A 25,106-nucleotide genomic window follows, 5' to 3' on the forward strand; every position below is an offset into this window, starting at 1 on the left:
CCACGTAGTCATCTTGTTGTTACGTCGCCGAAACGGCTCCCGCACACCCGTCCGTGGGCGGTGAGAGATCGCGGGTACTGTGCACGGGGTGAAGGCGTGGATGTGGAGGGCGGGGATCGCCGCCGTACTGATCGTCTGGCTGCTGCTGGGCGCCCTCGGCGGCCCGACCGTGGGCAGGCTGAGCGAGGTCCAGCAGAACGACAACGCCAACTTCCTTCCACACCAGGCCGAATCGACGTTGGTGTCCGACGAGGCCGCCAAGTTCGTCGACTCCAAGGCCCTGCCGTACTTCGTCCTGATCCAGCGCGAGGCCGGCATCACCGCCGACGACCTGGCCGCGGTCAAGGCGTTCCAGGACGAGCTCCGCACCCTCGACCTCGGCGCCGGCAAGGTGCTCGGCGACTACCTGGCCACCCCGGTCACCCCGGCGATCCCGTCGGCGGACCGGAAGGCGCTGCTGCTCACGGTCCAGACCGACGGCGACCGCGCCGACGAGGTGGTCGGCGAGGGCGAGACGGCCCTGTACGCCGTCGCGGACAGCATGCGGAGCGCCCTCAAGGAGGACCTCACGCCGACCGGTTTACAGGTCTACGTCACCGGTCCGGGCGGGGTGCTGGCCGACTTCGTGGTCGCGTTCGGCGGGATCGACGGGATCCTCCTCGGCGTCGCGCTCGCGGTCGTGTTCGTGATCCTGCTGATCGTCTACCGCAGCCCGATCCTGCCGATCGCCGTACTGCTCACCGCCGTCCTCGGTCTCGCGCTCGCCGCGCTCGTGGTCTATCCGCTGGCGAAGAACGGCGTACTGCAACTGAACGGGCAGAGCCAGGGCATCCTCTTCATCCTGGTCGTCGGCGCGGCGACGGACTACTCGCTGCTGCTCGTCTCCCGTTACAAGGAGGAACTGCACGACTACGAGAGCAAGTACCAGGCGATGAAGGTCGCGTGGCGGGCGTCGATCGAGCCGATCGCGGCCAGCGCGGCGACCGTCATCCTCGGCCTGCTCTGCCTGCTGCTCTCGAACCTCGGCAGCACCAAGGGTCTCGGCCCGGTCGGCGCGCTCGGGATCGCCGGTGCGCTGATCGCGGCGATGACGTTCCTGCCCGCGATCCTGCTCGCGTTCGGCCGGCGGATCTTCTGGCCGTCGATCCCCCGCGTCGACCACGTGCACTCCAGCGACCAGGTCGGCGGCCGCCGGCTCTGGGGCCGGGTGTCCGGCCTGGTCGGGCGGCGCGCGCGGCGGGTGTGGGTGGTCACGGCGCTCGCGCTGCTGGCCTGCGCCGCGTTCCTGCCGACGTTCCAGGCGAGCGGGACCTCGCAGGAGGACCTGTTCCTCGACAAGGTCGAGTCCGTCACCGGTCAGGAGCAGCTCGCCAGGCACTTCGACGCCGGAGCGGGTACGCCGGTGCAGATCCTGGTTCCCGCCGGCCGGGCGGACGAGGTGGTCCGGACCGCCACGAAGGTCGACGGCGTCGCGTCGGCGACCGCCGCGGTCGCTCCCGGCGTACCGCCGAAGGTCGTGGACGGCAAGGTACTGGTCCAGGCCACGCTGAAGGTCGCGGCCGACTCGCCGGAGGCCACCGACGTGGTCGAGCACCTGCGGACCGAACTGGACCAGGTCGGTACCGACGTCCTGGTCGGCGGCAACACGGCGATCAACCTCGACGTCCTGAACTCCGCGCAGCGCGACCTGCGGGTGATCATCCCGACCATCCTCGCGGTGATCTTCGTCGTACTGATGCTGCTGCTGCGCTCGTTCGCCGCCGCGGTGCTGCTGGTGGTCGCCAACGTGCTGTCGTTCGGCGCGACCGTCGGGGTGAGCGCGCTGATGTTCAACCACGTCTTCGACTTCCCGGGCGCGGACCCCGGGATCCCGTTGTACGCGTTCGTGTTCCTCGTTGCCCTGGGCATCGACTATTCGATCTTCCTGATGACCCGGGTCCGCGAGGAGTCACAGCACCAGGGCACCAGACCGGGCATCCTGGTCGGGCTGGCCGTCACCGGTGGTGTCATCACCTCGGCCGGCGTGGTGCTGGCCGCCACGTTCTCGGCGCTGGCCGTGCTGCCGATCCTGTTCCTGGTGCAGATCGCGTTCATGGTCGCGTTCGGCGTACTGCTCGACACCACCGTCGTACGGTCGCTGCTCGTGCCGGCCCTCGCGTACGACATCGGCCCGAAGACCTGGTGGCCGAGCAAGCTGTCGAGACAGGATTAGCCGATCAACAAGGCGAAGAAGCCGGAGACGCGGGCGCGGCGGATCGTGAAGTGCGTGGGGATGCTCAGGGGTTCTTGAGCGAGGCCAGTTCGGTGCGGTTCGCGACGCCCAGCTTGGCGTAGACGTGGGCCAGGTGGGTCTTGACCGTGCCGCGGCTCATGAAGAGGCGTTCGCCGATCTCGGGGTTGCTGAGGCCCTCGACGGCCAGCGCGACGACCTGTTCCTCGGTCGGCGTGAGGCTCGCCCAGCCGGAGGACGGACGCCCACGGGCTCCCCGGGCACGACGTGCGTAGGCAACGGCGTCGTCCAACGAGAGTGCGGTGGATGATGACTCTGTGGGCTGCTGGTCAGCTGGTGCTGCGAGCCCGAATTGCTCTCGGGCTGCTGTTGCTGCGGCGGACAGGCGGGCGGCGTCTTGCGGGCGGTTGGTGTGATCGGCCAGTAGGGCAAGGGATTCCAGGCTTTCGACGACGTACGTCCGCAGGCCGTGGTCGACCCGGATCGTCAGCGCCTCGTGCAGCAGCTCGGCCGCCTTGTCGGGCTGGTCCGCGATCGCGATCCGGCCGAGCTGATCGAGGGCGTCGGCGAGGATCCGCGGCAGGTTGTACCGCCGCGCCAGCTCCGCCGCCCGCTCGAGCAGCTCCGTCGCGTCCTGCCCCAGCGCACGCCGCGCGGCCGCGACCGTCGGCAGCAGCATCGCGGGCGCGAACGTCCCCGCGAGCGGACTGTCCGGCGCGGTGTCCCGGGCCAGCCACTCGACCGCGGCGTCGTACTCGCCCGTCCAATAACAGATCAACCCCATCGCCTGACCGAGATTCGGTACGACGGAACTCGCGGCCAGCTCGAGCAACGGCTCCATCAACGCACGCGCCTCAGCGGCCCGGCCGGTCCGCACCAACAGCGTCGCCAGCTGACAGCGGGCAGCGCCGACGCGGTGGTAGTCGGCGAGCGGTTCGGCCGCGGCGAGCGCGCGCTCCGCGATCTCGACGGCCCGTCGCGGCCCCCCGGTGGAGAACAGGCTCTCGGACCAGACCGTCAGCACCGTCGACGCGATGCCGCGTTCCCCACTGCTGATCAGGCCGTCGGCCGCACGGTCTAGCAGCGGACGCAGCTCGTCGTGGCGGTCCCACAGCGCGAGCAGGACGCATTGCAAGGCGACGTTCGCGTTCCGGGCCGCCTCGTCGCCGATCCCGTCGGCCAGCCGGACACCCTCGGCCGTCAGGTCCCACGCCTTCTGGAAATCCGTGAAGAACTCGCCGACCGCGACCAGCGCGAGGAACAGCGACCGCAGCCGGTCGTCCCCGAGCTCGGTGGCCAGTTCGAGCCCGCGGCCCGCGGCGTCGTACCCGAACGGATCGACGGTGTCGGCGACAGTCGCGTAGCCGTACAGCAAACGGGCCTGGAGCAACGTCCGGTCGTCCGGCGACCGATCGATCGCGCGGCGCAGGTAGCCGATGCCCTCGTTGCCGGTCGCCTGCAGGTTCCACAGCCAGCGCAGCGCCGCCGCGAGCCGTCGGCCACGCTCCGGATCGGCAGCGGACAGGCCGTACTCGAGCGCGGCCCGGTAGTTCTCCCGGTCCGGCTCCACCAGGGCCCGCCAGGCGTCGCGATCCTCGTCCAGCAAGGGTTCCGCGGCCTCGGCCACCCGGAGGTAGTGGTCGAGCTGACGATCCCGTACGTCGTCCTCGCCGGCCTCCGTCAAGCGTGTTCCGGCGTACTCGCGGATCGTCTCGAGCAGCCGGTACCGCCCGTTCTCGGCGACGACGAGCGATTTGTCGACAAGCCGCGCCAAGGTCTCCAGCTCCGCGCCGCACACTGCCGACGCGGCGTCGAGCGTGAACCCGCCGGCGAAGACCGCGAGCCGGCGGAAGACCCGGCGCTCGTCCTCGTCGAGCAGGTCGTGGCTCCAGTCGATCGACGCGGCGAGCGTACGCTGCCGTGCCGCGACACCCCGGACGTTCTTCGTCAGCAGGCCGAAGCGGTCGCTCAGGCCGGCCTCGATCTGCACCGGGGTCAGCGTGCGCGCCCACGCGGCCGCGAGTTCCAGCGCGAGCGGGATGCCGTCGAGCCGCACACAGATCGACCGGATCGCCTGCTCCGCGGCCTCGTCGCCGGTAGGAAACTCGGTTCCGGAACGTTCCAGAAACAGTGCTCGTGCTTCGTCCGGAGCCAGCGCGGGCACCCGCCAGATTGCTTCGCCGGGGATGTCCAGCGGTTCCCGGCTGGTCGCGAGAATCGACAGCTCGGGACAGCCCGTCAGCAGCGCGCCCACGAACTCCGCGACACCCTCGATGATCTGCTCGCAGTTGTCCAGGCAGATCAACGCACGCCTGGTCCGCAGCTGACCGATGAGCAGCCGGTCACCGGCCTCGACCAGCAGGCCGACCGCAGCCGCGACGGCCTCCGGCATCTGCGCACTCTCGGTGATCGCGGACAGGTCGACCCACCAGACACCGTCCGGCCACCGCTCCGCGAGCTCGGCCGCGGTCTGTGCGGCCAGCCGGGTCTTGCCGCTCCCACCAGGTCCCGTGAGCGTGACGAGACGGCTGCCGGAGAGCTGGGTCCGCAGCGCAGCGACCTGCGTCTGCCGGCCGACGAAGCTGGTGAACATCACCGGAAGGTTGTTCGGGACCTGATCGAGCGACCGCAGCGGCTCCCCGGACCCCGCCAGCTCGAAGATCCGCTCCGGCGACCCGAGATCACGCAACCGGTGCATCCCCAGGTCGACGGCCTCCGGGACCCCGACGGCAGTCGTTGCCGTCAGCAAGGTCTGACCAGGGTTCGCGATCGCGAGCAGTTGCTCCGTATGCCGTACGGCGGGAGCGGCCGACGGCGCGGTGTGCACGGCGATCCGCAGCAACTCGCCCGCCGGGACCTCGGACGCCGCCTCCCGGAGCGCCCGCGCCGCGGCGAGCGCGTCCGCCGGGTCGTCGTACCGCAGCACCGGCCACCCGGCGTCCCGCCGTACCGGCTCTCCCGGCAGGTCGGCGGCGAGCCCGGCCAGGCGTGCGTACGCCGGCGCGCTCGCCGCCCCGGCGTACGACGCGGTCAGGACCGTCACCCCACCCATGGGCGCCAGTCTGCCATTCGGGCTGTGTCGGGTCGCTCTTGTCGACTGTATTCGCTACTCTCCCGACAGGGGGTCGAGGAGTGAGGAGCCTCAATGGCAGACACCGCATCGACTGACCACGGCAGGTTCGCCCTGCCCACCAAGAACCTGCCCGCCCCGCAGGTGCGCGACCTCCCCGAGCCGCCGTCGAACACCTGGAAGATCATCGGCCCGGGTATGGTCGGCGCCGGGGTCGGGCTGGCCTCGGGCGAGTTCATCCTCTGGCCGTACATCTCCAGCCAGGTCGGCCTGGTGTTCCTCTGGGGCGCCGTCGTCGGCGTGGCGGTGCAGTGGTTCCTGAACATGGAGATCGAGCGGTACACGCTGGCCACTGGTGAGACAGCGTTGACCGGCTTCAACCGGTACGGGAAGCACTGGGGCCTGTTCTTCGCGATCATGACGTACTTCGCGAACCTCTGGCCCGGCTGGGCGACCAGTTCGGCCTCGATGCTCACGTACCTGTTCGGCGCCGGCGACCCGCGCTGGATCGCGATCGTGATGTTGCTGGTGATCGGCGCGATCCTGACCCTCGCACCGGTCGTCTACGTGATGCTCGAACGGCTGATCGCGGTGAAGATCGCGGCCGTCGCGCTGCTCGTGGTGCTCGCGCTGGTGTTCGCGATCCGCGGGAAGACGTACGGCGCGCTCGGCGACGCGGTCACGCAGCCGCAGTTCCCGGCCGAGCAGCTCGGCTTCGCGCTGGTGATGGGCGCGATCGCGTACGCCGGTGCGGGCGGCGGCCAGAACCTGGTGCAGAGCAACTGGATCCGCGACAAGGGCTTCGGCATGGGCGTGCATGTGCCGCGGCTGGTCTCGCCCGTGACCGGCGAGACCGAGGCCGACCCGACCGCCAACGGGTACACGTTCCCGCCGAACGACGAGAACCTGGCCCGCTGGAAGCGCTGGTGGAAGTTCGCGAACATCGAGCAGGCGCTGACGTTCGTGCTGATCACCGTGCTGACGATCACGTTCACCTCGATGCTTGCGCACGCCACGCTGTTCGGCGACGGCAACGTGAAGAACAACATCAGCTTCCTGAAGATCGAGGGCACCACGCTGCAGTCGGTGGTCGGCGGCTGGTTCGGGTACCTGTTCTGGGCGATCGGCGCGTTCTCGCTGTTCGCCGCGGCGGCCGGGATCGTCGACTACACGTCCCGGCTGACGTCGGACATGATCAAGGCCCGCTACCTGCGCGAGTCGCGGATCAGCGAGTCCAAGCTGTACTTCTGGCTGGTCTGGGGACTCGTTGCCTTCGGCATCATCGTGCTGCTGGCCGGGCTCACCCAGCCGCTGGTGCTGCTCGTGATCTCCGCGTGTACCGCGGGCACGATGATGTTCATCTACTCCGGGCTGCTGTGGTGGATGAACTCGCGGGCCCTGCCGCGCGCGATCCGGATCACGAAGTGGCGCGCGGCAGTGCTGCTGTTCTCGTTCCTCGCCTTCGGGTTCCTGGCCGTCTTCACCGTCATCGACCAGGCCAAGAAGCTCTGACAGCGGACCGTCAGCCGAGGAAGGCCACCACGGCTTCCTCGGCTGCGGTACGTCGTACCACCTGGACGCCGCTGCGCTCACGGACCTTGCGGTAGAGGTCGACGGCGGCCTTCAAGGCCCGCAGGCAGTCGTCGCGGTCGGTGGTGGCGACGGTCGCTCGGAGCTCGGGGACGAGTTCCGGTACGAGGGTCTCCAGCCTGCGTACGCCGGCCGGTCTCGTGGTCCGGCCGATCACCGCTAGGGGGGCGATCGAGACCGAGCGCAGCGCGCCGAGTCCTTCGATCGCCTCGAACAGCTCACCGCGGTCGATCTTCACCGCGATGTAGTGCACCCAGACCCAGAACCGGTCCTCGATCCACTGCGGATCCGCCTGCGGCCAGCTCGCGGTGGAATCGGCGTACGCCCGGTCGACGACGTCGCCGCGCTGCCAGAGCATGACACCGTCCTCGACGCGCTTCCGCAGGCCGTCCGGGGTGACGAACTTCAGGTCGACGTGCACGAGCGGCGGGCCGAAGAGCGTGATCAGCAGGCGCGGTTCGCCGACGTGTTCGCCGGTGAAGCTCGCCAGCAGCGGGCCGAGGCGGCTCGCGAACTCCGGTGCCTGGGCGAGGCACTCCGCGTGGGACTCCGGGGTGCACACCAGGACCAGATCCAGGTCCGAGTACTCGTCCGTCGTGCCGGTGGCGACGGACCCGGCCGCGATCACCGCCAGCAGCCGCTCGTCGGCCTCGGCCGCCGCGACCACCTGTTCCGCCAGCGCCCGGAGATGTTCCGGAACGCGCTCGCCGACCACAGTCATTGCTCCTCCTCGCATTCAGGTCAGCAGGCCAGCGTGTCACAGCCGCGCCGGTCGCGGCGACCCGATTTACGACCGGACGATGACGCCACCCGGCCGCGCGGCGCGGAACGGCACACCCGACCTGCAGTCGACGACCGACTGGCCTCCGGACCAACTCCACAACCAGCCAACGCGATCAACCGCCCCATCCTTCAGCGCGAACGACACCGGCTTGCCGACCTTGCCCGGATCGTCGGAGCCCGTCACCACCCCCGTCGCCATCGCCACCGGCCCTCCGACCGCCAAACAGTCGATCCGCCCTTCGACGTACGCCGCCGAAGCCGGGTCCACGAACCGGAAGCCCCCGCTGACGTCCTTGGCATCTCCACCCGGCGGAATCCGCGCCGCCAACTCGAACCGCACCGCGCGATCATCAACAAAGGCGCGCACCGCCCGCCCGACCTCCACCGCACTCCCGGCGTGCGCCGTACTCCCATCGCCTGCCGCAGCCGGGTGGCGGTTGTTGTTGACTGCGAAGTCGCCCTCGGTGAGCGCGAGGTCGGGTGCGGTGCCTTGCTGCAGCGCGACCGGGGCGCCGAAGAAGCCCCACATCCAGCCGATCCGGTCCTGGCGGCCACCGTCGTACACCGTCAGGCTGATCGGCTTCCCGACCAGCTCCAGCGGTACGCCGGGATGCTCCGCCGCCTCGATCACGCCGGTGACGACCGCGACCTCGTCGACCGCCGTCAAACTGGTCAACCGGCCCCGGAACTCGGCCAGCAACCGCCCGTCAGGCTTCCGGTGCACCACGTGGAAACTCCCCGACGGACGCACCGGATCCGTCGCCGTCCCGTCGACCGCGAACCGCACCGGGTCCCCGGCATACGGCCCCCACTCCGGCCCGAGCACCCCACCGGCCGCACCACTCACCCGCATCACCCGCTCGTGGTTGCCATCAGCAACCGACGGTACGGCGGCCGCGAGCGACCCCAGCACCGCAACCGCAACACTCCACGCCACCAGGCGCCGGATCCGCATCCGCACTCCTCGCCACAGGGCCCGCCTGCTGCGGGCCGACCGTACCGAGGCTGCCGGCGACCGCCTGACGAAAACCTCCCCCTGGCGAGCGAATCCGGTCCCCCGCCAGAGGGAATCCGCTCAGCTCCCGTAGGCCTCCGGCGCACCGTTCACCGTGGTGAACAGCGAGTACACGGAGGTCGTCGCCGTGAGGAACAACCGGTTGCGCTTGGCACCGCCCCACGTGAGATTGCTGACCGTCTCCGGCACCAGCAGCTTGCCCAGCAGCGTCCCGTCCGAGTGATAGACGTGCACACCGTCGGCCGCCGATGCCCAGATCCGGCCTTCGGTGTCGAGCCGGATCCCGTCGAAGATCCCGTTGCCGCACTCGGCGAACAACTCACCACCGGTCAGCTTGTCCCCGTCGACGGTGAAGACCCGGATCGTTGCCTCCTCCGAATCGGTGATGTAGAGCAACGACTCGTCCAGCGAGAACGCCAGCCCGTTCGGCCGGTTGAAGTCGTCGGCCACCCGGCTCAGCACGCCGTCCGGCGAGACGCGGTACACATGGCACCCGCCGGTCTCGATCGCGCCCTTGAACCCCTCGTAGTCGCTGTCGATCCCGTACGCCGGATCGGTGAACCACACGGACCCGTCCCGCTTGACCACCACGTCGTTCGGGCTGTTCAGCCGCTTCCCGTCGTAGGAGTCGGCGAGCACTGTGATCCCGCCGTGGTGCTCGGTCCGCGTCACCCGCCGGTTGCCGTGCTCGCAGCTCACCAGCCGGCCCTCAGTGTCACGGGTGTGGCCGTTGGTGTTGCCGGCCGGCTGCCGGAAGACCGAGACCTGGTACGACGTCTCGTCCCAGCGCAGGATGCGGTCGTTCGGGATGTCGCTCCAGAGCAGGTAGCGGCCCGCGGCGGAGTACACCGGGCCCTCGACCCAGCGGCCGCCCGTCCACAACCGCTCGAGCCGGCTGTCACCGCGGATCCCGGCGAACCGGTCGTCCAGCTTCTCCCACACGGCCGGTGCGGTCCCTGCCAACGGCTCGAGAATTCCCGTCATCACGACTCCTCGCGAACTCGGCTGCAAGCGCTTGCGGCCGAGCCTATGCGGTCCCGCCCGAACCTGCCCGCGGACGCCCGCCGGATGGACCTGTCGGTGCGGGAGGATGGCGCCCGGCGCCGTACGCGGGGGCACTCAGCCGGCGCCGCTGGAGTCAAGTGACCGTGATGTGGAGACATCCCTTTGAAGCTCGACACCGTCCGTGAAGAGAAGGCGATCGAGAACCTGACCAGCAGGCTCACCGAGACCTTCGCCGACATCCATACTCCCGAAGACATCGAAACCGCGATCCGCACCGCCCGCGAGTCCTTCGCCGGCGACCCGGTCCGCGACTACGTCCCGATCCTGATCGAGCGCATCGTCCGCGAGGAGCTCACCCCGAAACCCGACCCGGCAACCGCGACCGAGGGCGAGGCCCGCAAGGCCAAGTGGACCAGACCGGCAGTTGCGCTCGAGGCCGGTAGTGCTGCGGAAGCCGGGACGACCGGCGGCGGAGGTGCCGGCCCGGTCGCGCCCGATGCCGGCCTGGCCGGGTTCCGGCGACGGTTCCCGATCGCGCTCCCGGCGGCCGTCGCGGGTGTGCTCGTGGTGGCGACCGTCGCCACCGTGCTCGTCGTACGCAACGGCAACGACGCCCAGGCGAACTCCGCCCTGACCACTGTCGGCGGCGTGATCGGCTCCGAGAAGCGCGCGTTCTTCGAGGACCCCGATGTCCGCGCCGCGCTCGCGAAACACGGGCTCGAGGTCACGGTCGACACCGCCGGATCGCGCGAGATCGCGACCTCGGTCGACCTCGGCAAGTACGACTTCGCGTTCCCGTCCAGCGCCACCGCGGCCGAGCGGATCCTGCAGCCCGCGGCCGGTCGCCCGGCGGTCAGCGGGAAGAAGTACGCCGCGTTCTCGTCGCCGATGGCGATCGCGACGTACCAGCCGATCGTCGACCTGCTGTCCGCGACCGGCATCGCCCGCAAGGTCAACGGCACCTGGTACTTCGACGTCCGCAAGTACGTCGACCTCGCGAAGGCGAACTGGCGCTGGACGAACATCCGCGGCAACACCAGCTACCCGGTGAACAAGCGGATCCTGATCACCACCACCGACCCGCGCACCTCGAACTCCGCGGCGATGTTCCTCGCGATCGTCAGTTATGTTGCCAACCACAACAGTGTCGTGTCGACCGCGGCGGACGAGCAGAAGGTGCTGCCGCTGGTGGCGCCGCTGTTCGTGAACCAGGGCTACACCGACAACTCCAGCGAGGGCCCGTTCGAGGACTACCTGGCGCTCGGCATGGGCAAGTCGCCGATGGTGAACATCTACGAGGCCCAGTTCGTCGAGGCCGCCGTCGAGAAGAAGCTGAAGCGCGGCATGGTGCTGATGTACCCGTCGCCGACGGTCCAGTCCAAGCACACCCTGGTCGCGCTGAACGCCGGCGGCGAGAAGCTCGGCGAACTCCTCTCCACCGACCCCGAACTCCAGCAACTCGCCGCCCGCCACGGCTTCCGCACCGCCGACGGGTCCCAGTTCGCGAACGTGGTCAACCAGCACGACGTCCCGGTCGCCAAGAACGTGATCGACGTCGCCGACACACCGACGTACGACACCCTCGAACGGCTGCTGGACGCCGTGTCCAAGTCGTACCGCTGACGACGGGCGCCGGGCCCCGTCGGGCCCGGCGCTCCATCAAGTGGACAGCGTGACCACGATGCAGACAGTCCACCGTGATGTGAGGAACGCCCTGTCCTCCTGAACGCCCGCTTGACCCTAGACTCGGGCCAGCCGAAGGGAGTCAGCTGTGTCCGACAGCAAGCAGATCACCAAGGTGCTGGTCGCCAACCGGGGCGAGATCGCCGTCCGGGTCGTCCGGGCCGCCGCCGACGCGGGCCTGGCCAGTGTGGCCCTGTACGCCGACCAGGACCGGGACGCGCTGTTCGTGCGGCTCGCCGACGAGGCGTACGCGCTGGACGGGTCGACACCGGCCGACTCCTACCTGAACATCGCCAAGATCCTCGACGTGGCCGCCCGCTCCGGCGCGGACGCCGTCCACCCGGGGTACGGCTTCCTGGCCGAGAACGCCGAGTTCGCGCAGGCCGTACTGGACGCGGGACTGATCTGGATCGGGCCGCCGCCGTCGGCGATCGACTCGCTCGGCGACAAGGTCAAGGCGCGGCACATCGCCGAGAAGGTCGGCGCCCCGCAGGTGCCCGGTACGCCGGATCCGGTCGCGGACGCGTCCGAGGTGGTGGCGTTCGCGGAGCAGTACGGCCTGCCGATCGCGATCAAGGCGGCGTACGGCGGTGGCGGTCGCGGGATGAAGGTCGCGCGGACGCTGGAGGAAGTACCGGAGCTGTTCGAGTCGGCCGTGCGGGAGGCGACCAGCGCGTTCGGCCGCGGCGAGTGCTTCGTCGAGCGGTACCTGGACAAGCCGCGGCACGTCGAAACCCAGTGCCTGGCCGACGCCCACGGCAACGTCGTCGTGGTGTCGACCCGGGACTGCTCGCTGCAGCGCCGGTACCAGAAGCTCGTCGAGGAGGCCCCGGCGCCCTTCCTGAGCGCTGAGCAGCTGGACATCCTGTACTCGTCGTCCAAGAAGATCCTCCGCGAGGCCGGGTACGTCGGCGCCGGCACCTGCGAGTTCCTGGTCGGCCAGGACGGGATGATCTCGTTCCTCGAGGTGAACACCCGGCTGCAGGTCGAGCACCCCGTCTCCGAGGAGGTCACCGGCCTCGACCTGGTCCGGGAGATGTTCCGGATCGCCCAGGGCGAGGAGCTCGGGTACGACGACCCGGCCGTGTCCGGGCACTCGATCGAGTTCCGGATCAACGCCGAGGACGGCGGCCGCGGGTTCCTGCCCGCGCCCGGCACGCTGACCCGCTGGCACGCGCCGTCCGGTCCCGGGGTGCGCGTCGACGGCGGGTACGACCAGGGCGAGACCGTGCCGGGTGCGTTCGACTCGCTGGTCGCGAAGCTGATCGTGACCGGCCGCGACCGGACACAGGCGCTGGAGCGGTCGCGGCGGGCGCTGAAGGAGTTCGTCGTCGAGGGCATGCCGACGGTGATCCCGTTCCACGCGTCGGTCGTCTCCGACCCGGCGTTCGTCGGGACCGACGGTTTCAAGGTCCACACCCGCTGGATCGAGACGGAGTACGACAACCAGCTCACCCCGTACGAAGGCCCGACCGCCGAGGCGCCCGCGGAAACCGAACGGGAGAAGGTCACCGTCGAGGTCGGCGGCAAGCGACTCGAGGTCGTCCTCCCCGCCGGCCTGGGCGGAATCGCATCCGCCGGCGCCGCAGCCGGCAGCGCGAAGAAGAAGCCGTCCCGCAGGGCAGGCGGTACGAAGAGCTCGGCGGCCTCCGGCGACTCGCTGACGTCCCCCATGCAAGGCACGATCGTGAAGATCGCCGTCGAGGAAGGCGCCACGGTCGCCGAGGGCGACCTGATCGTCGTCCTGGAAGCGATGAAGATGGAGCAACCCCTCAACGCGCACAAATCCGGCACCATCACCGGCCTGACCGCCGAGGTAGGCGCCACCGTCACCGCCGGCGCCGCCATCTGCGAAATCAAGGACTGACCTGGTGAACCCCGCGGCCCCGACGAGCCCCGCGAACCCGGGCCCGGCAGACCCGCTGGGCCCGGCAAACCCGGCGCCGTCGGGCCCGGTGAACCCTGTCCCTGCGGACCCGGCGACAGACCCAGGCTCAGCGGACCCGGTGAACTCGGTTCCCGCGGACCCGGTGGACTCAACGGACCCGGCGAGCTCAGCGGGCCCGACGAACCCGGCAGCCCCGGTGAAGTCAGCGGACCCGGTGAACTCGGTTCCCGCGGACCCGGTGGACTCAACGGACCCGGCGAGCTCAGCGGGCCCGACGAACCCGGCAGCCCCGGTGAAGTCAGCGGACCCAGCGGGCTCCGCGGACTCGGCGAACCCAGCGGGCTCCGCGGACTCGGCGAACCCAGCGGGCTCCGCGGACTCGGCGGGCTCCGCGGACTCGGCGGACCACGGGGTGGATTCAGTGGACCCAGCGGACCCGATGCCGGTGATCGACGCGATGGCGTTCGACTCCACGGATCCGGAGCGGCTCGCACGTTTCTGGCAAGCCCTCCTGGGCGGCGACCTCCACCCCGAACACGACGAGGTGATCGAACTCCACGGCGCAGCAGTACGCCTCGACTTCGCCCGAGTCCCCGAAGGCAAACAGACCCGCAAGAACCGCCTCCACCTGGACCTCTACATCCCCCCAACCTCCAAGGACAAGGCCATAGCAAAGGCCCTAACCCTGGGCGCCACCCGAGCCGACGACATCTACGACGGCGACCTCTGGCAAGTAATGCGAGACCCCGAAGGCAACGAATTCTGCTTCGTCTGGGGCGCCGGCAACCCGTAGCACGTACTGCAGGAAGCTCCGGATCACACAAGCTCGTGCACCCAACCCACGGTCTGAACCAGGCGCACGGACCGCCTGCACTCGCTCCTCCGAGGTGACACCACACCGGCCCACCCACCCGATGCGTCGCCCCGAACCCGTTCCCGTCGCCACCCCCAACCCCGCCCCCGCCCCCGCCACAGGGCACCGACCACTGGGCACGACCACTGGGCACGACCACCGGGCACAGACCTAGCGCCATCGACCGGACAGCCACATCAGCCGCCGGCATCGACCCCGACACCTTCCCGCGCCACTCTGCGCCCGGGCCGCCGGTGTCCTTGCCTGGCGCGCACCCGCCGAAGGCAGCAAAACCACCGCGAAGCGGTGCCCAACGGCCCGCCAACAACCCGCCGCGCCTCCCAACAACGCGCCGCGCCTCCGCCAACGCCGGTACCGTCGCCCGGCACTCGACGCGCACCCCGCCGAGTACGGGAACAAAGCAGCCGCCGCGCAGCGGCGTCCATTGGCGCAACGTGGAACCCGTAGCGCGTCCGCCGACGCCGGTGCCCGCACTCCCGGAGCCCGCCGCGCACCCCGCCGAAGGCGGCAACAACCAGCCACCACGAGGCGTCGACCGCTCGACACCAACACCCCCACCACCTGCACCAGCGCCGGTGCGCGCGCTCCCGGTGCTGGACGCACACTCCGTCGGATGCGGCAACAGACAGCCGCCGCGAAGCGGCGTCCGCTGGTGCACCGGCAACCTGTAATGCGTCCGCCCGTCGGTGCCTGCGCTCCCGGTGCCGGACGCGCACCCCGCCGAAGGCGGCAACAAACAGCCACCGCGCAGCGGTGACCGATCGACACCAACACCCGAAACACCTGCACCAGCGCCGGTGCCCGCGCTCTCGGGGCCGGACGCGCACCCGCCGGAGGCGGCAACAGACAGCCGCCGCGAAGCGGTGACCGCTCAGCGCCCGCACCCCCACAGCACCTGCACCAGCGCCAGTGCCAGTACTCCCGGGGCCGGACGCGCACCCGCCGAAGGCGGCAACAGACAGCCACCGCGAAGCGGCGACCGCTCAGCGCCCGCACCCCCACAACACCAGCACCAGCGCCAGTGCCCGCACTCCCGGGGCCGGACGCGCACCCCCCGGATGCGGTTACGAAACAGTTGCCGCGGAAGCGGTGTCCTTGGATTGACAGACAGTTCTCAGGTTTTCGCTGTAGGTTCCCTCCAGGTATTTCGGTGAGGAGGGTTACTGCATGTCCAAGAAGACCCACCAGCAGCAGCTGGCGGCGCGGAAGGCCAGGCGGCAGGCGGAGCGGGAGGCCGAGCGCCGGCGGCAGCGGCGGAATCTGGCGATTACCGTGTCCGCGGTCGTGGCCGTGGTGGCGGTCCTCGTCGGGGCCTTCGTGGTGTTCGGGACCGGCGGTGACGACACGCCGGCGGCGAGTACGGCGCCCCCGGAGAACAAGCCGGCCAGCATCCCGACAGCGGTCGGCCCGGCGCCGAAGCGCGCGACGCCGCTCGCAGCCGAGGTGAACTGCACCTACACGAAGTCCGCCGAGCCCGCGAGCAAGAAGGTGGATCCGCCGGCGAACGGCAAGACCAAGGCCTCCGGCACCTCGAAGGTCAGCCTGAACACCTCCGTCGGCGACCTGCAGCTCACCCTGGACAGCGCACTCGCCCCGTGCGCGGTGAAGAACTTCCTCAGCCTCGTCGGCCAGAAGTACTTCGACAACACGAAGTGCCACCGGCTGACGGTCGGCGCGGGCCTGCAGGTGCTGCAGTGCGGCGACCCGTCGGGATCCGGTTCCGGCGGCCCGGGTTACAGCTTCGCGGACGAGGTCTTCCCGACGCTGAAGTACAACCGCGGCACCCTCGCCATGGCGAACTCGGGCCCGAACACCAACGGCAGCCAGTTCTTCATCGTGTACGGCGACGCGTCCGGCCTCACCCCGCAGTACACCGCGTTCGGGACGATCGACGAGCCGAGCCTGAAGCTCGTCGACAAGGTCGCCGAGGCGGGCGTCACGCCGCAGAACGGCCCGCAGGACGGGGCCCCGATCACCCCGGTGGACATCAAGTCGGCGACCGCCGCCGCCTGACCCGCCACCACGAACAGCAGGCCCTCCTCGACCGAGGAGGGCCTGCTGTCGTCAAAGGCACTGTCAGGCGAGCAGCCGGTACTGCGACCGCGGCCAGGCGAGCAGTGCGTGGATCTGCGTGATGCCGGACTGCTGGAGCAGTTCGACCGGCCCCTCGCGGAACTTGTACAGGTTCGTCGCCGGGTCCCGGGTGGTGTTCCAGTTGTAGTCGGCGTACGCCTGCATGGCCTGCCGGTACCGCGGGTCCGGCACGACCGAATCCAGGATCAGCAGGTTCTTGAACCAGATCGAGTTGAACGCGGCGCCCTGCTTCGCCAGGATCTCCGGGGTGTTGTAGAACGCCAGCGACGCGTTCGCGACCGACTTCGCGTCGCGCAGGTACTGGGCGTCACCCGTTGCCTTGAACAACAGTACGCCGGCGCCGAGCATCACGCCCTGGTTGTAGCTCCACTGCGTCTTCTCGATGGTGCCGGCGAGGTCGATGTGGTCCCAGTACAGGCCGTTCGGCGCGAGCAGGCAGTTCTGGGTCCACTCGTACATCTTCTTCGCCCAGGTCAGGTACGTCTTGTCCCGGGTGAGCAGGTACAGGTGCGCACCGAGCTCGGCGCCCGGGCCGTTGGACACCGTGTTCCGGTCCTGGCTCCACGGCGCCTGGGTCCAGTAGACGCCGCCGGGGCACGGATGCGACGGGTCGGTGTCCCAGCCGTGCACGACGAGCGTGAAGATCTCCTTGGCGCGGGCGAGCGCGGCGCGGTCACCGGTCCGCTTGTACCGCTGGATCAGGTGCAGGCCGATCCACTCGTTGTCGTCGTAGAACTTGTCGCCGCCCTGCCCGTTCGGTGGCCGGACGTACGAGTCGTAACCGGTCGGCGTCGTCTCGGAGTTCCAGTAGAACTCGTACGCGGCCAGCCGCCGGTCGGCCTCGGCGGCACCCGGCCGGCCCGCACCAGGGACGCCGGCGAGGTTCTCGGCCGCGATCGCCGCCTGCGAGTACGGCCAGACGTACGAGTACGGGTTGGCGTGCGTGTTCGGGTACTCCTCCAGCAGCAGGCCCTTGCCCGCGTCGAAGTACTTGTTGATCGCGTCGTACGACGCCCGCGCGCGAGCGGCCGCGGTGTGGTCGGTCCCGGCGGTCCCGGCTGAGCCATCGGCGGCACCGTCCGCGGCTCCGGCGGTGGACATGTTCAGCGAGCCGAGGACGGCGACCGCGAGCACTCCGGCAGCCAGACGAGTTGATATACCAAATTTCCTGCGCATCGACCTGCTCCTCCTGGGCGGGTGGCGGTTGACATCGATGTCACGTTCTAACCGGCGCAGGGATGCCGCGTCAATGGCTCAGCGACCGAGGTCTTCCGGAGCCGTAGTTAGTATATCAAGCGAGCGGGCCGGGAAGCTGATCCAGGCGGACCGCAGATGCAGCCGGCTCCGGACCTGGTCGGCGGTCAGCACCCGCCGGCCCTTCGATCCGGCCGCCTCGACCGTCAGCGCCCGTCCGCCGCCCGGACCGACACCGGTCCGCGTCAGCACCCGGACATAGCGGATCGCGCCGACGTCGAACACGGCCTGCATCTCGGCGGCCGTCCGCGTCACCTTCCAGGTCACGTTCGGATTCCCGTTCCCCGGGTAGGCGTCCCAGCTGTCCGCCTTCAGCAATTGGTACGGCGTACTGCCGGTGGCGGTGGCCCCGCCGTTGGACGAGGAGAACTCCGCGATGATCGGTTTGCCCTTGTAGAGCCGGACCTGCCCGGCCGTGGCCGCGATGGCGGTGTTCGTCGACGCTTTCTCGTCGTCGTATCCGCCGTACACCTGGCACGAGATGGTGTCGCACAAATCAAACGCTTTCCTGGCCGCGCGGCTGCGGTGGAACACCGAATAGGTGCGCGCGGCAACGGACTGCGCCTGCAGCGCGGCCGGCCGCCAGCTCGACACCGCTTCCCGCGGTACGACGCCGCGCAGATAGTGCTCGAGTGGAAGCACGTTCACGGTGTCGAGGTGCGTGCCGGAGACGTCGATCGCCCGCAACGCACCCCGGTACCGACGGACGGCGCCGCTCGGCAGCACCAGCCCGATCACGGCCGCGCCCTCGAACTGCGCCATGCCCGTGAACGTCTTGTAGAGCGTCCATTTCCGGGTCTTCGCGTCGTACGAGCTGAGCTTGGTGCCGTGCTCGCCGTGCGGGTCGATCGACCACTGGTTCAGGTTCGACGCCCTGGGCAGCGGATAGACCTTGCCGGTGGCGAACGAGCGGACCGCGAGCCCGCTGACCGCGCCGACCCGCACGCCGTCGGTGGTGTCCGCGCTGATCCGGACCCGGATGCTGCCGGTCGCCTTCCCGGTCGTCGTGCCCGGGTAGTAGAAGTCCAGGATCTGCCGCACCGACTTCCCGGCCAGTGCGGCACCTTGCGCGCCGTACTGCGACAGGCCGCGCCCGTGGCCGAAGCCGCGGCCGGTAATCGTGGTGTCCGGCGCCGCGGCGGTCGGCAGCACCTCACGGGCCTGCGCGGTCGCGCTGATCATCGTCGACGACAGTGCGATCGCCGCAATCACACGTTTTCTCACTGCGACCTCCCGTACACGACCTGGACCTGGCGATCACGGCGGTCCCAGAGCAGCCAGCCGCGCTGGAACTTCTGCCGGACGCCTCCGGTCACCTGGTAGGCATCGGTGATCGGCAACCCGAGACGGGCACTCCCCGCACCCAGCCGCCGGTACCGGGTCCGGAACGCGCCCTGCGTGGAATACGTGCCGGTGGCAACGGAGTGGAAGACGTCGCGGGTCGCGAAGTACGTCGCCCGCCCGGTCCGCGTCGGGTGCTCGCCCCAGAACGGCTGTCCGACGTTCCGGAAACCGATTTTCCTTGCGTACTGGTAGATCGGGGTCGCGAAACTGCCGCCCATCAAGGCGTTCACGCGCTGCCGCAGCCACCCGAGCTCGGCGTACAGCTTGGTCCCCGGGCACGCCGTCGCCTTGGTGTCGCGGTGTCCGGAAACCGTGTGCAGGCGGCTGCCGCCGAGCACGATCGTTGCCTGCGGCGACCGATAGTTGGCGTCCAGCTTCCAGGCAAGCACCCGGGCCGTCGACTCGAGCAGCGCGGCCGGCGGCGCGGTCTGTTCGAAGTTCCCGATCACCGCGACGCCGAACGAGTTCGCGTTGTACGACGCCGTGTGCGCGCCGAGCACCGGCAGCTGCGCACCGCCGTACCGGCCCTCGAAGACACGGCCGAAGCGGTCGACGAGGAAGTTGTACCCGAGGTCGCACCAGCCCCGGCTCTTCACGTGGTACGCGTACATCGCCCGCACCATCCCCGGCACTTGCGTACGGGTGTAGTCGTTGCGGTCGGCGGTGTGGTGGACGAACGCGGCGAGCACGGTCGGGCTGTACTTCGGCCGCACGCAGTCGGCCCCGTTGTGCGCCCGGAGCCGCTCGTCGGCCCCCCAGCGCTTCCGGCTCACCATCAACGGCATCGGGTACGGCGCCCTGCTCGACGTCACCGCGGCCTCACCAGGCTCGTCGGCGTCGGAGCTGCGCACTCCCGGGTTGATCAGCACCACCTTCGCGCCGGAAAGCGGCGTACCCGCCGCACTCACCGCGCTCGCCTGGACGCCGGTCGCGTCCCCGACCCACAAGGGCTCGGTGCCCCCGCGGCCTGCCCCTTCCGGTGAGCCGGGATCGGGACCGTGGTCGTCCTCGACACGCAACGGCTGCCAGTCGGTCCACCGGCCGTCGCGCTGGACGCGGACCTTCGCGGTGACACCGCGAACCCCGTCCGGCCAGGTGATCCCGACCATGCCGAACGGCTCGGTCTCGGCCCGGACGGACAGGCCGTCCAGCGGGATCTCCCGGTACGACGAATCTGCCGCAGGTGGTTCGGTAGCGGTCGGGTGGTTCGGCAGCGGGACCAGTGCGGCCGCCGTCAGGACGAGCGGCAGGAGTCGCGCGGTGTTGCCCACGTGAAGGCCTTCCGGCGGGGGTCGGACAGGCGCTGGGCGGCGCGCTCCTCGATTATGCGACGCCGGTGACCGCTTTCCCGGGATTTGCGCCGGTTCGGTCACCCTGCGTGCCGTGCTCGGAGGCTTGAGGGGTTGGATAGGCTCTACTCAAAGCCCCCGAGAGAGGCCCGACATGGAACTCATCCTGATCATCGCCGTGGTGGTGATCGCGGTCCTGGCGTACCGCTCGTACCGTCGGACCCAGCTGCAGACCAGGAAGCAGCACGAAATCACCGCCGCCGAGCTCGAATCGGTGAAGCGGACCGCCGACGAGGACATCACCCGGTTCGGCGAGGAACTGCAGGACCTCGACCTGGAGATGGTCGGCAAGGACCTCGGTGACGGGGCCCGGCAGGACTACCAGCGCGCGCTGGACGCCTACGAGTCGGCCAAGCAGGCGGTCGGCCAGGTCACCCAGGCCGACCAGATCAAGCACGTGATCGAGATCCTCGAGGACGGCCGGTACGCCGCGGCCTGTGTGCGGGCCCGGGTCGCCGGTGAGCCGCTCCCGCAGCGCCGCCCGTCCTGCTTCTTCAACCCGCAGCACGGCCCGTCCGTCGAGGACGTGTCCTGGGCGCCGCCTGGCGGTGCGCCGCGCGACGTGCCGGCCTGTGCGGCCGACGCCGAGCGGGTCCGCGCCGGCGCCGAGCCGGACGTCCGCAAGGTGATGGTCGGCCCGCAGCGGGTTCCGTACTGGGAGGCCGGCCCGGCCTACTCGCCGTACGCGCAGGGCATGTTCGGAGCGCTCGGCGGTGTGATGACCGGTATGTTCCTCGGCACCATGCTCGGCGGCATGTTCGCCGGCGGCGGCTACGGCGACTACGCGGCCGGGTACGAGGACGGCATGGCCGACGGCGGTGGCGACATGGGCGGCGGCGACGGCGGGGGCGACTTCAACCCGTTCGACGGCGGCGGTGACGGCGGCGGCTTCGACTTCGGCGGAGACTTCTGACCCTCCTCCACAACGCATGACGACCGGGCCCCGGTGACCAGTTGGTCACCGGGGCCCGTCGCGTTGTCAGGGTTTCACTCGCCGAATAGCGGCGCGTTCCCCTCGGCGGTGTTGAGGTAGTACACGGGGTCCTTATAGGTGCCGGGCACTTTGCCCAGGCCCTTGATCACGGTCGACGTGCCGTTCGCGTGGCTGACGGCGTACAGGTAGGCCGAGCCGGTGTCCTTGTCGATGCCGGTCAGCAACGTGCTCTGGCTGCCACACTTGTCCGCGACCAGGTGCTCGAAGCCCTGCCAGGTCCGGCTGCGGACCTGCTTGACCACGGGCTTCATCGGCGTGCTCGCCGGGATCCGGATCGTGTAGAGCGCCCCGCCCTTGGTGTTTGCCAGGAAGGTGTCGTACGTCGCGGTCTCGCTGATCAGGGTCATCGTCTTGACCGCGGAGAAGCCCGGGTAGGAGCTGACCTTCTTGAAGCCGTCGGTCCAGCGGAACAGCACGCCGTCGTTGCGCATCCCGTAGAACGCGCCCCGGAACGTCTTGCCCCAGTAGAAGGACTCCTCGATCGAGGTGAACTTGTCCCAGCCACCACCGATCTTGTGGAGCGAGTTGATCGTCGTACCGTCGGTGTCCTCGCCGTACCGCGCGTAGTACAGCGACGAGTTGAGCACGACGTACGCCGCGTCGTAGAAGCCGACCGGGTTCAGCACCGTGTAGGTCCACGTGCTGCTCAGCTTCGCGACGCCGGGCGTGAACATGTGCTGCCCGGTCGAGTGCCTGGCGGTCGGCGGAGTCGTGGCGGTGATCGTCGAGTGGGCGAGGTCGCCGCCGGCGTCGACGGATCCGACAGGGATCTGGCAGGCAGCGTTCGCCGCGGCAGGCGCCGCGACCGCTGCCGGCGCCTGCCCGGTCGCCAGTGATCCCAGCAGGACGGCGGCAGCGGCCACCGCCGAAGCGCGTCTCAAGCTCATCAGGATGTCCTCTCGGGAGTGAGTCTCGATGAGCTTGATACGGCCCCGGCCGCAAAAGTTGTGCTCACTCGCCGTAGAGCGGTGCGCTTCCTTCGGCCGTGTGCAGGTAGTAGACCGGGTCGGCGAAGGATCCCGGCACCTTGCCCAGGCCCTTGATCAACGTCGACGGGCCGTTGGCGTGACCGACGGCGTACAGGTACGCCGAACCGGTGTCCTTGTCGATGCCGGCCAGCAGCGTGCCCTGTGAGCCGCACTTCTCCGCGACCAGGTGCTCGAAGCTCTGCCAGGTCGACGTACGGACCTTCTTCACCACCGGCGACTGCCGGACGTCCACCGGGATGTGGATGGTGTAGAGCGCGCCGCCGTAGGTGTTGGCGAGGAAGGTGTCGTACGTCGGCGTCTCGCTGATCAGCGCCATCGTCTTCACCGCGGAGTACCCTGGCCAGCGCGACACGGCCTTCGTGGCGGGGGTGTACCGGTAGAGCACCCCGTCACCCCGCAGCGAGTACTCCGCACCGCGGAACACCTTGCCCCAGTACTGGGAGGTCTCGATCACCTTGTAGCCGTTGTAGCCGCTGCCCCGGGACTTCAGCGAGGTGTACGGCTTGCCGCTGGTGTCCTGGCCGTACGCGCCGGAGTACAGCGTCGAGTTCAGGATCACCTGGCCGTACACCTGGTAGTCGGCGCCGACGCCGATCGTCTTGGTCCAGGTCGACGCGATCTTCGCGACGCCGGGCGAGAACATCCGCGGGCCGGTGGTCCGCTTCGCGATGATCGGCGACGAGGCGGTGATCACGGTGCCGGCGATGTCACCGGAAGCGGTGATCGACCCAGCAGTCAACGAACAGGCCGCCGCAGCCGCCGAGCCCCCCGCGGTCGCCGTACCGGCCGGCGCGACCGCCAGCCCGCCGAGCAGCACCGCCGACGCCCCCACCACGGAGGCACGCGTCAGCTTCCGCCGAAAGATCCTCCGAAGGCCCGCCGGACCAACGAAGTCTGATGACGTTTGAAAGTTGTTCACAGCCACCCCGATGCACCCCGCACGCCCGAAGTTGCCCGCAACTTTTCCCGGACCGGTCGTATCGAGCTGATCGACTCCCTCCCTCGAAAGGACCGGCCATGAGCCCGACCCGATCCTCCGCGATCGCGGCATCCGCCCTCCTGCTCAGCACGCTCGCCACCACCCCCGCCGGCGCGGCATCAGCCCCGGCCACCACTGCCACCTCTGCGGCCACGGCCACCGCTGCCTGCACGATGACCGTCGGTTCCGTCACCGCCGGCGGCGACATCGGCTACTCGAACGTCTCCGCCGGATCCCCGGTCACCGCCCGGCAGGGCACCGCCGTTCACCTGTTCACGCCCGGTGTCGCGAAAACGAGTTCCACCTGGACCCACAACCCGAAATCGGCGTCCGGTGACATCACCGTCGGCACGGTCCTGCTCAACACGACGCTGTACAGCTCGTGGTACGGCACAGACCTCCAAGGAAAGCCGACCTCCGGCATGAACGGTGTCGGCCGGAACCACGGCGGCTACCGGATGATCGAGAACAGCGCACCGTGGACCGGCGGCGGGACCGCCGCGTCGTACCGGTTGCGTGGCGACGGGGTGTTGTACCGCTGGATCTACAACCTCGGCGACCCGTACGGTTCCGCCGTCGTCACGCCGCTCAGCGGATTCGCGGCGGTCAAGTCGATGGCGCTGATCAGCGAGACGAAGACCTACGACACCTTCCTCGCGAACACCCGCAGCGGCGGCCTGTACACGATCCACATCCCGCGAACCGGAAAGCCTGTCGTCACCAAGGTCCGCAGCTCCACCTGGCAGACCTTCGAACACCTCGTCGCGGAACGCTGCGGCACCCAGAGCACCCTCCTGACCGCCATCGACAAGGAAACCGGAAACGCCTACCTGTACGCCGTCGGCCACGGCGCCACCGTCATCAAGGGCCTCGGCAAGATCCCCGGCACCTACAAGGACCCCGTCTACTACCTCCGCACGACGTCGACCGTTCCACCCCTGTACGGCGAGTAACCCAACCGAACGTCCATCACCTCTCTAGAGGTCGACAACGATCTTGCCCTGGACGTGGCGCTCGGACTGGCGTTCGACTGCGGCGTGGATCTGGTCGACCGGGAAGGTTGCCGCGATCGGTACCCGGAGGCGGCCTGCCGCGACCAGGTCGGCGATCTCCTCGAGGGCGGTGTTGGGCGTGTTGGCGCCGTTCGCCGGTGTGATCCCGTCGACCTGGGCGGCAATGGTGGTGATGCGCTCGTCGGGTACGCCGAGTTCGCGTGCTGCCTGCGCCGTGTCGGTCCCGTGGAGGTCCATGGCAGCGGTGACGCCGGCGGGAGCGAGTGCGCGGACCCGGTCGACCAGACCATCGCCGTAGGTGACCGGCTCTGCCCCGAGCGAGCGCAGGAAATCTGCGGAGGATGCCGATCCCGTCCCGATCACGCGTGCGCCCGCGAGGCGCGCGAGCTGGACGGCGAACACGCCTACCCCGCCGCCCGCGCCGCCGATGAGCACGGTGTCGTCCGGGCCCGGCTTGACCACGGCCAAAGCGGCGGCCGCCGTACGGGCCGCGATCGTAATGGTGGCAGCGGTGCGGTCGTCGACGCCGTCCGGCGTACGGTGTGCCTCGCCGCCCACCGCGATGACGCCGGCCTCCTCCACGACGATGTAGTCGGCGACCGCACGAGACATGGCGCCGCCGAAGACCCGGTCGCCGACCGCGAACCTGCTCACACCGTCACCGACCTCGTCCACCACCCCGGCATAGTCGGTGCCGAACCCGCACGGCAGGCTCAGGCCGAATCGCGCAGCAGTCTCCGCATCCGAGGTCATGAACCAGTCCATCGGGTTCAGCCCGGCCGCGGTGACCCGCACGCGGAGTTGCCCCGGACCGGCCTCCGGCACGGGCACCTCGCGAACGCTCAACGCCTCCGGTCCGCCGAACGACGACTCGAACCGGACCGCCCGGCCCGTGGTCACCGACGCGGTCACGCGCGGTTCTTTCATGCTCACTTGTTCTCCCGTAGCTGCT

Annotated in this window: 19 protein-coding genes; 9 read left to right on the top strand and 10 right to left on the bottom strand. The window is 69.7% G+C overall.

Features of this window, described 5'->3' with window-relative positions; all coding sequences use genetic code 11:
• Positions 1-88 precede the first annotated feature (88 nt).
• Positions 89-2,212: an MMPL family transporter gene (locus tag ABN611_RS04800; protein ID WP_350278545.1), complete on the top strand. Its 2,124-nt coding sequence runs from the start codon at positions 89-91 to the stop codon at positions 2,210-2,212.
• Between the two features lie 3 nt (positions 2,213-2,215).
• Complete coding sequence (locus ABN611_RS04805) at positions 2,216-2,290, top strand: YdeI/OmpD-associated family protein (RefSeq protein WP_350281594.1); 75 nt, start codon at positions 2,216-2,218, stop codon at positions 2,288-2,290.
• Here ABN611_RS04805 and ABN611_RS04810 read toward each other — a convergent pair.
• Positions 2,277-5,282 carry a LuxR C-terminal-related transcriptional regulator gene (locus ABN611_RS04810; RefSeq protein ID WP_350278546.1) on the bottom strand — a complete coding sequence of 1,002 codons (3,006 nt, stop codon included), beginning with the start codon at positions 5,280-5,282 and terminating at the stop codon, positions 2,277-2,279. The genes ABN611_RS04805 and ABN611_RS04810 overlap by 14 nt on opposite strands.
• Positions 5,283-5,375: 93 nt before the next feature.
• Between ABN611_RS04810 and ABN611_RS04815 the strand changes: the two genes are divergently transcribed.
• On the top strand, positions 5,376-6,812 hold the full coding sequence (locus ABN611_RS04815) for an Nramp family divalent metal transporter (RefSeq protein ID WP_350278547.1): 1,437 nt from the start codon (positions 5,376-5,378) through the stop codon (positions 6,810-6,812).
• A 10-nt stretch (positions 6,813-6,822) separates the two neighbouring features.
• Here ABN611_RS04815 and ABN611_RS04820 read toward each other — a convergent pair whose 3' ends face one another.
• The 3 genes from ABN611_RS04820 to ABN611_RS04830 form a co-directional block, all read right to left on the bottom strand.
• Complete coding sequence (locus ABN611_RS04820) at positions 6,823-7,611, bottom strand: hypothetical protein (protein ID WP_350278548.1); 789 nt, start codon at positions 7,609-7,611, stop codon at positions 6,823-6,825.
• 66 nt (positions 7,612-7,677) lie between these two features.
• Positions 7,678-8,628 carry a hypothetical protein gene (locus ABN611_RS04825; RefSeq protein WP_350278549.1) on the bottom strand — a complete coding sequence of 317 codons (951 nt, stop codon included), beginning with the start codon at positions 8,626-8,628 and terminating at the stop codon, positions 7,678-7,680.
• 120 nt (positions 8,629-8,748) lie between these two features.
• On the bottom strand, positions 8,749-9,672 hold the full coding sequence (locus ABN611_RS04830; RefSeq protein ID WP_350278550.1) for an SMP-30/gluconolactonase/LRE family protein: 924 nt from the start codon (positions 9,670-9,672) through the stop codon (positions 8,749-8,751).
• A gap of 183 nt (positions 9,673-9,855) precedes the next feature.
• Here ABN611_RS04830 and ABN611_RS04835 point away from each other — a divergent pair, with 183 nt between their 5' ends.
• From ABN611_RS04835 to ABN611_RS04850, 4 genes are all read left to right on the top strand, one after another.
• Entirely contained in the window at positions 9,856-11,316 is a 1,461-nt protein-coding gene (locus ABN611_RS04835) for a hypothetical protein (protein ID WP_350278551.1), read from the top strand.
• Positions 11,317-11,464: 148 nt separating this feature from the next.
• Positions 11,465-13,243 carry a biotin carboxylase N-terminal domain-containing protein gene (locus ABN611_RS04840; RefSeq protein WP_350278552.1) on the top strand — a complete coding sequence of 593 codons (1,779 nt, stop codon included), beginning with the start codon at positions 11,465-11,467 and terminating at the stop codon, positions 13,241-13,243.
• 442 nt (positions 13,244-13,685) lie between these two features.
• Positions 13,686-14,057, top strand: a complete 372-nt coding sequence (locus ABN611_RS04845; RefSeq protein ID WP_350278553.1) for a VOC family protein — start codon at positions 13,686-13,688, stop codon at positions 14,055-14,057.
• 1,248 nt (positions 14,058-15,305) lie between these two features.
• Positions 15,306-16,151, top strand: a complete 846-nt coding sequence (locus ABN611_RS04850) for a peptidylprolyl isomerase (RefSeq protein ID WP_350278554.1) — start codon at positions 15,306-15,308, stop codon at positions 16,149-16,151.
• A gap of 63 nt (positions 16,152-16,214) precedes the next feature.
• On the opposite strand, the gene ABN611_RS04855 is transcribed toward ABN611_RS04850, so the two are convergent.
• The 3 genes from ABN611_RS04855 to ABN611_RS04865 form a co-directional block, all read right to left on the bottom strand.
• Positions 16,215-17,366, bottom strand: coding sequence for a glycoside hydrolase family 76 protein (locus ABN611_RS04855; protein ID WP_350278555.1), 1,152 nt, complete (start codon positions 17,364-17,366; stop codon positions 16,215-16,217).
• A 120-nt stretch (positions 17,367-17,486) separates the two neighbouring features.
• On the bottom strand, positions 17,487-18,710 hold the full coding sequence (locus ABN611_RS04860; protein ID WP_350278556.1) for a SpoIID/LytB domain-containing protein: 1,224 nt from the start codon (positions 18,708-18,710) through the stop codon (positions 17,487-17,489).
• Positions 18,707-20,101 carry an N-acetylmuramoyl-L-alanine amidase gene (locus ABN611_RS04865; protein WP_350278557.1) on the bottom strand — a complete coding sequence of 465 codons (1,395 nt, stop codon included), beginning with the start codon at positions 20,099-20,101 and terminating at the stop codon, positions 18,707-18,709. Before ABN611_RS04865 ends, ABN611_RS04860 begins: the two co-directional genes overlap by 4 nt.
• A gap of 172 nt (positions 20,102-20,273) precedes the next feature.
• Between ABN611_RS04865 and ABN611_RS04870 the strand changes: the two genes are divergently transcribed.
• Entirely contained in the window at positions 20,274-21,092 is an 819-nt protein-coding gene (locus ABN611_RS04870; RefSeq protein ID WP_350278558.1) for a hypothetical protein, read from the top strand.
• A gap of 74 nt (positions 21,093-21,166) precedes the next feature.
• On the opposite strand, the gene ABN611_RS04875 is transcribed toward ABN611_RS04870, so the two are convergent.
• Both ABN611_RS04875 and ABN611_RS04880 read right to left on the bottom strand, forming a co-directional pair.
• On the bottom strand, positions 21,167-22,060 hold the full coding sequence (locus tag ABN611_RS04875) for a hypothetical protein (protein WP_350278559.1): 894 nt from the start codon (positions 22,058-22,060) through the stop codon (positions 21,167-21,169).
• Between the two features lie 64 nt (positions 22,061-22,124).
• Entirely contained in the window at positions 22,125-22,997 is an 873-nt protein-coding gene (locus ABN611_RS04880) for a hypothetical protein (protein ID WP_350278560.1), read from the bottom strand.
• A gap of 182 nt (positions 22,998-23,179) precedes the next feature.
• Here ABN611_RS04880 and ABN611_RS04885 point away from each other — a divergent pair, with 182 nt between their 5' ends.
• Positions 23,180-24,094 carry a hypothetical protein gene (locus tag ABN611_RS04885; RefSeq protein WP_350278561.1) on the top strand — a complete coding sequence of 305 codons (915 nt, stop codon included), beginning with the start codon at positions 23,180-23,182 and terminating at the stop codon, positions 24,092-24,094.
• 24 nt (positions 24,095-24,118) lie between these two features.
• On the opposite strand, the gene ABN611_RS04890 is transcribed toward ABN611_RS04885, so the two are convergent.
• Positions 24,119-25,081 (bottom strand): NADP-dependent oxidoreductase, encoded by a 963-nt coding sequence (locus tag ABN611_RS04890; protein ID WP_350281595.1) that lies wholly within the window; start codon positions 25,079-25,081, stop codon positions 24,119-24,121.
• Positions 25,082-25,106 lie beyond the last annotated feature (25 nt).

This window comes from Kribbella sp. HUAS MG21 (assembly GCF_040254265.1).
Lineage (GTDB): Bacteria > Actinomycetota > Actinomycetes > Propionibacteriales > Kribbellaceae > Kribbella.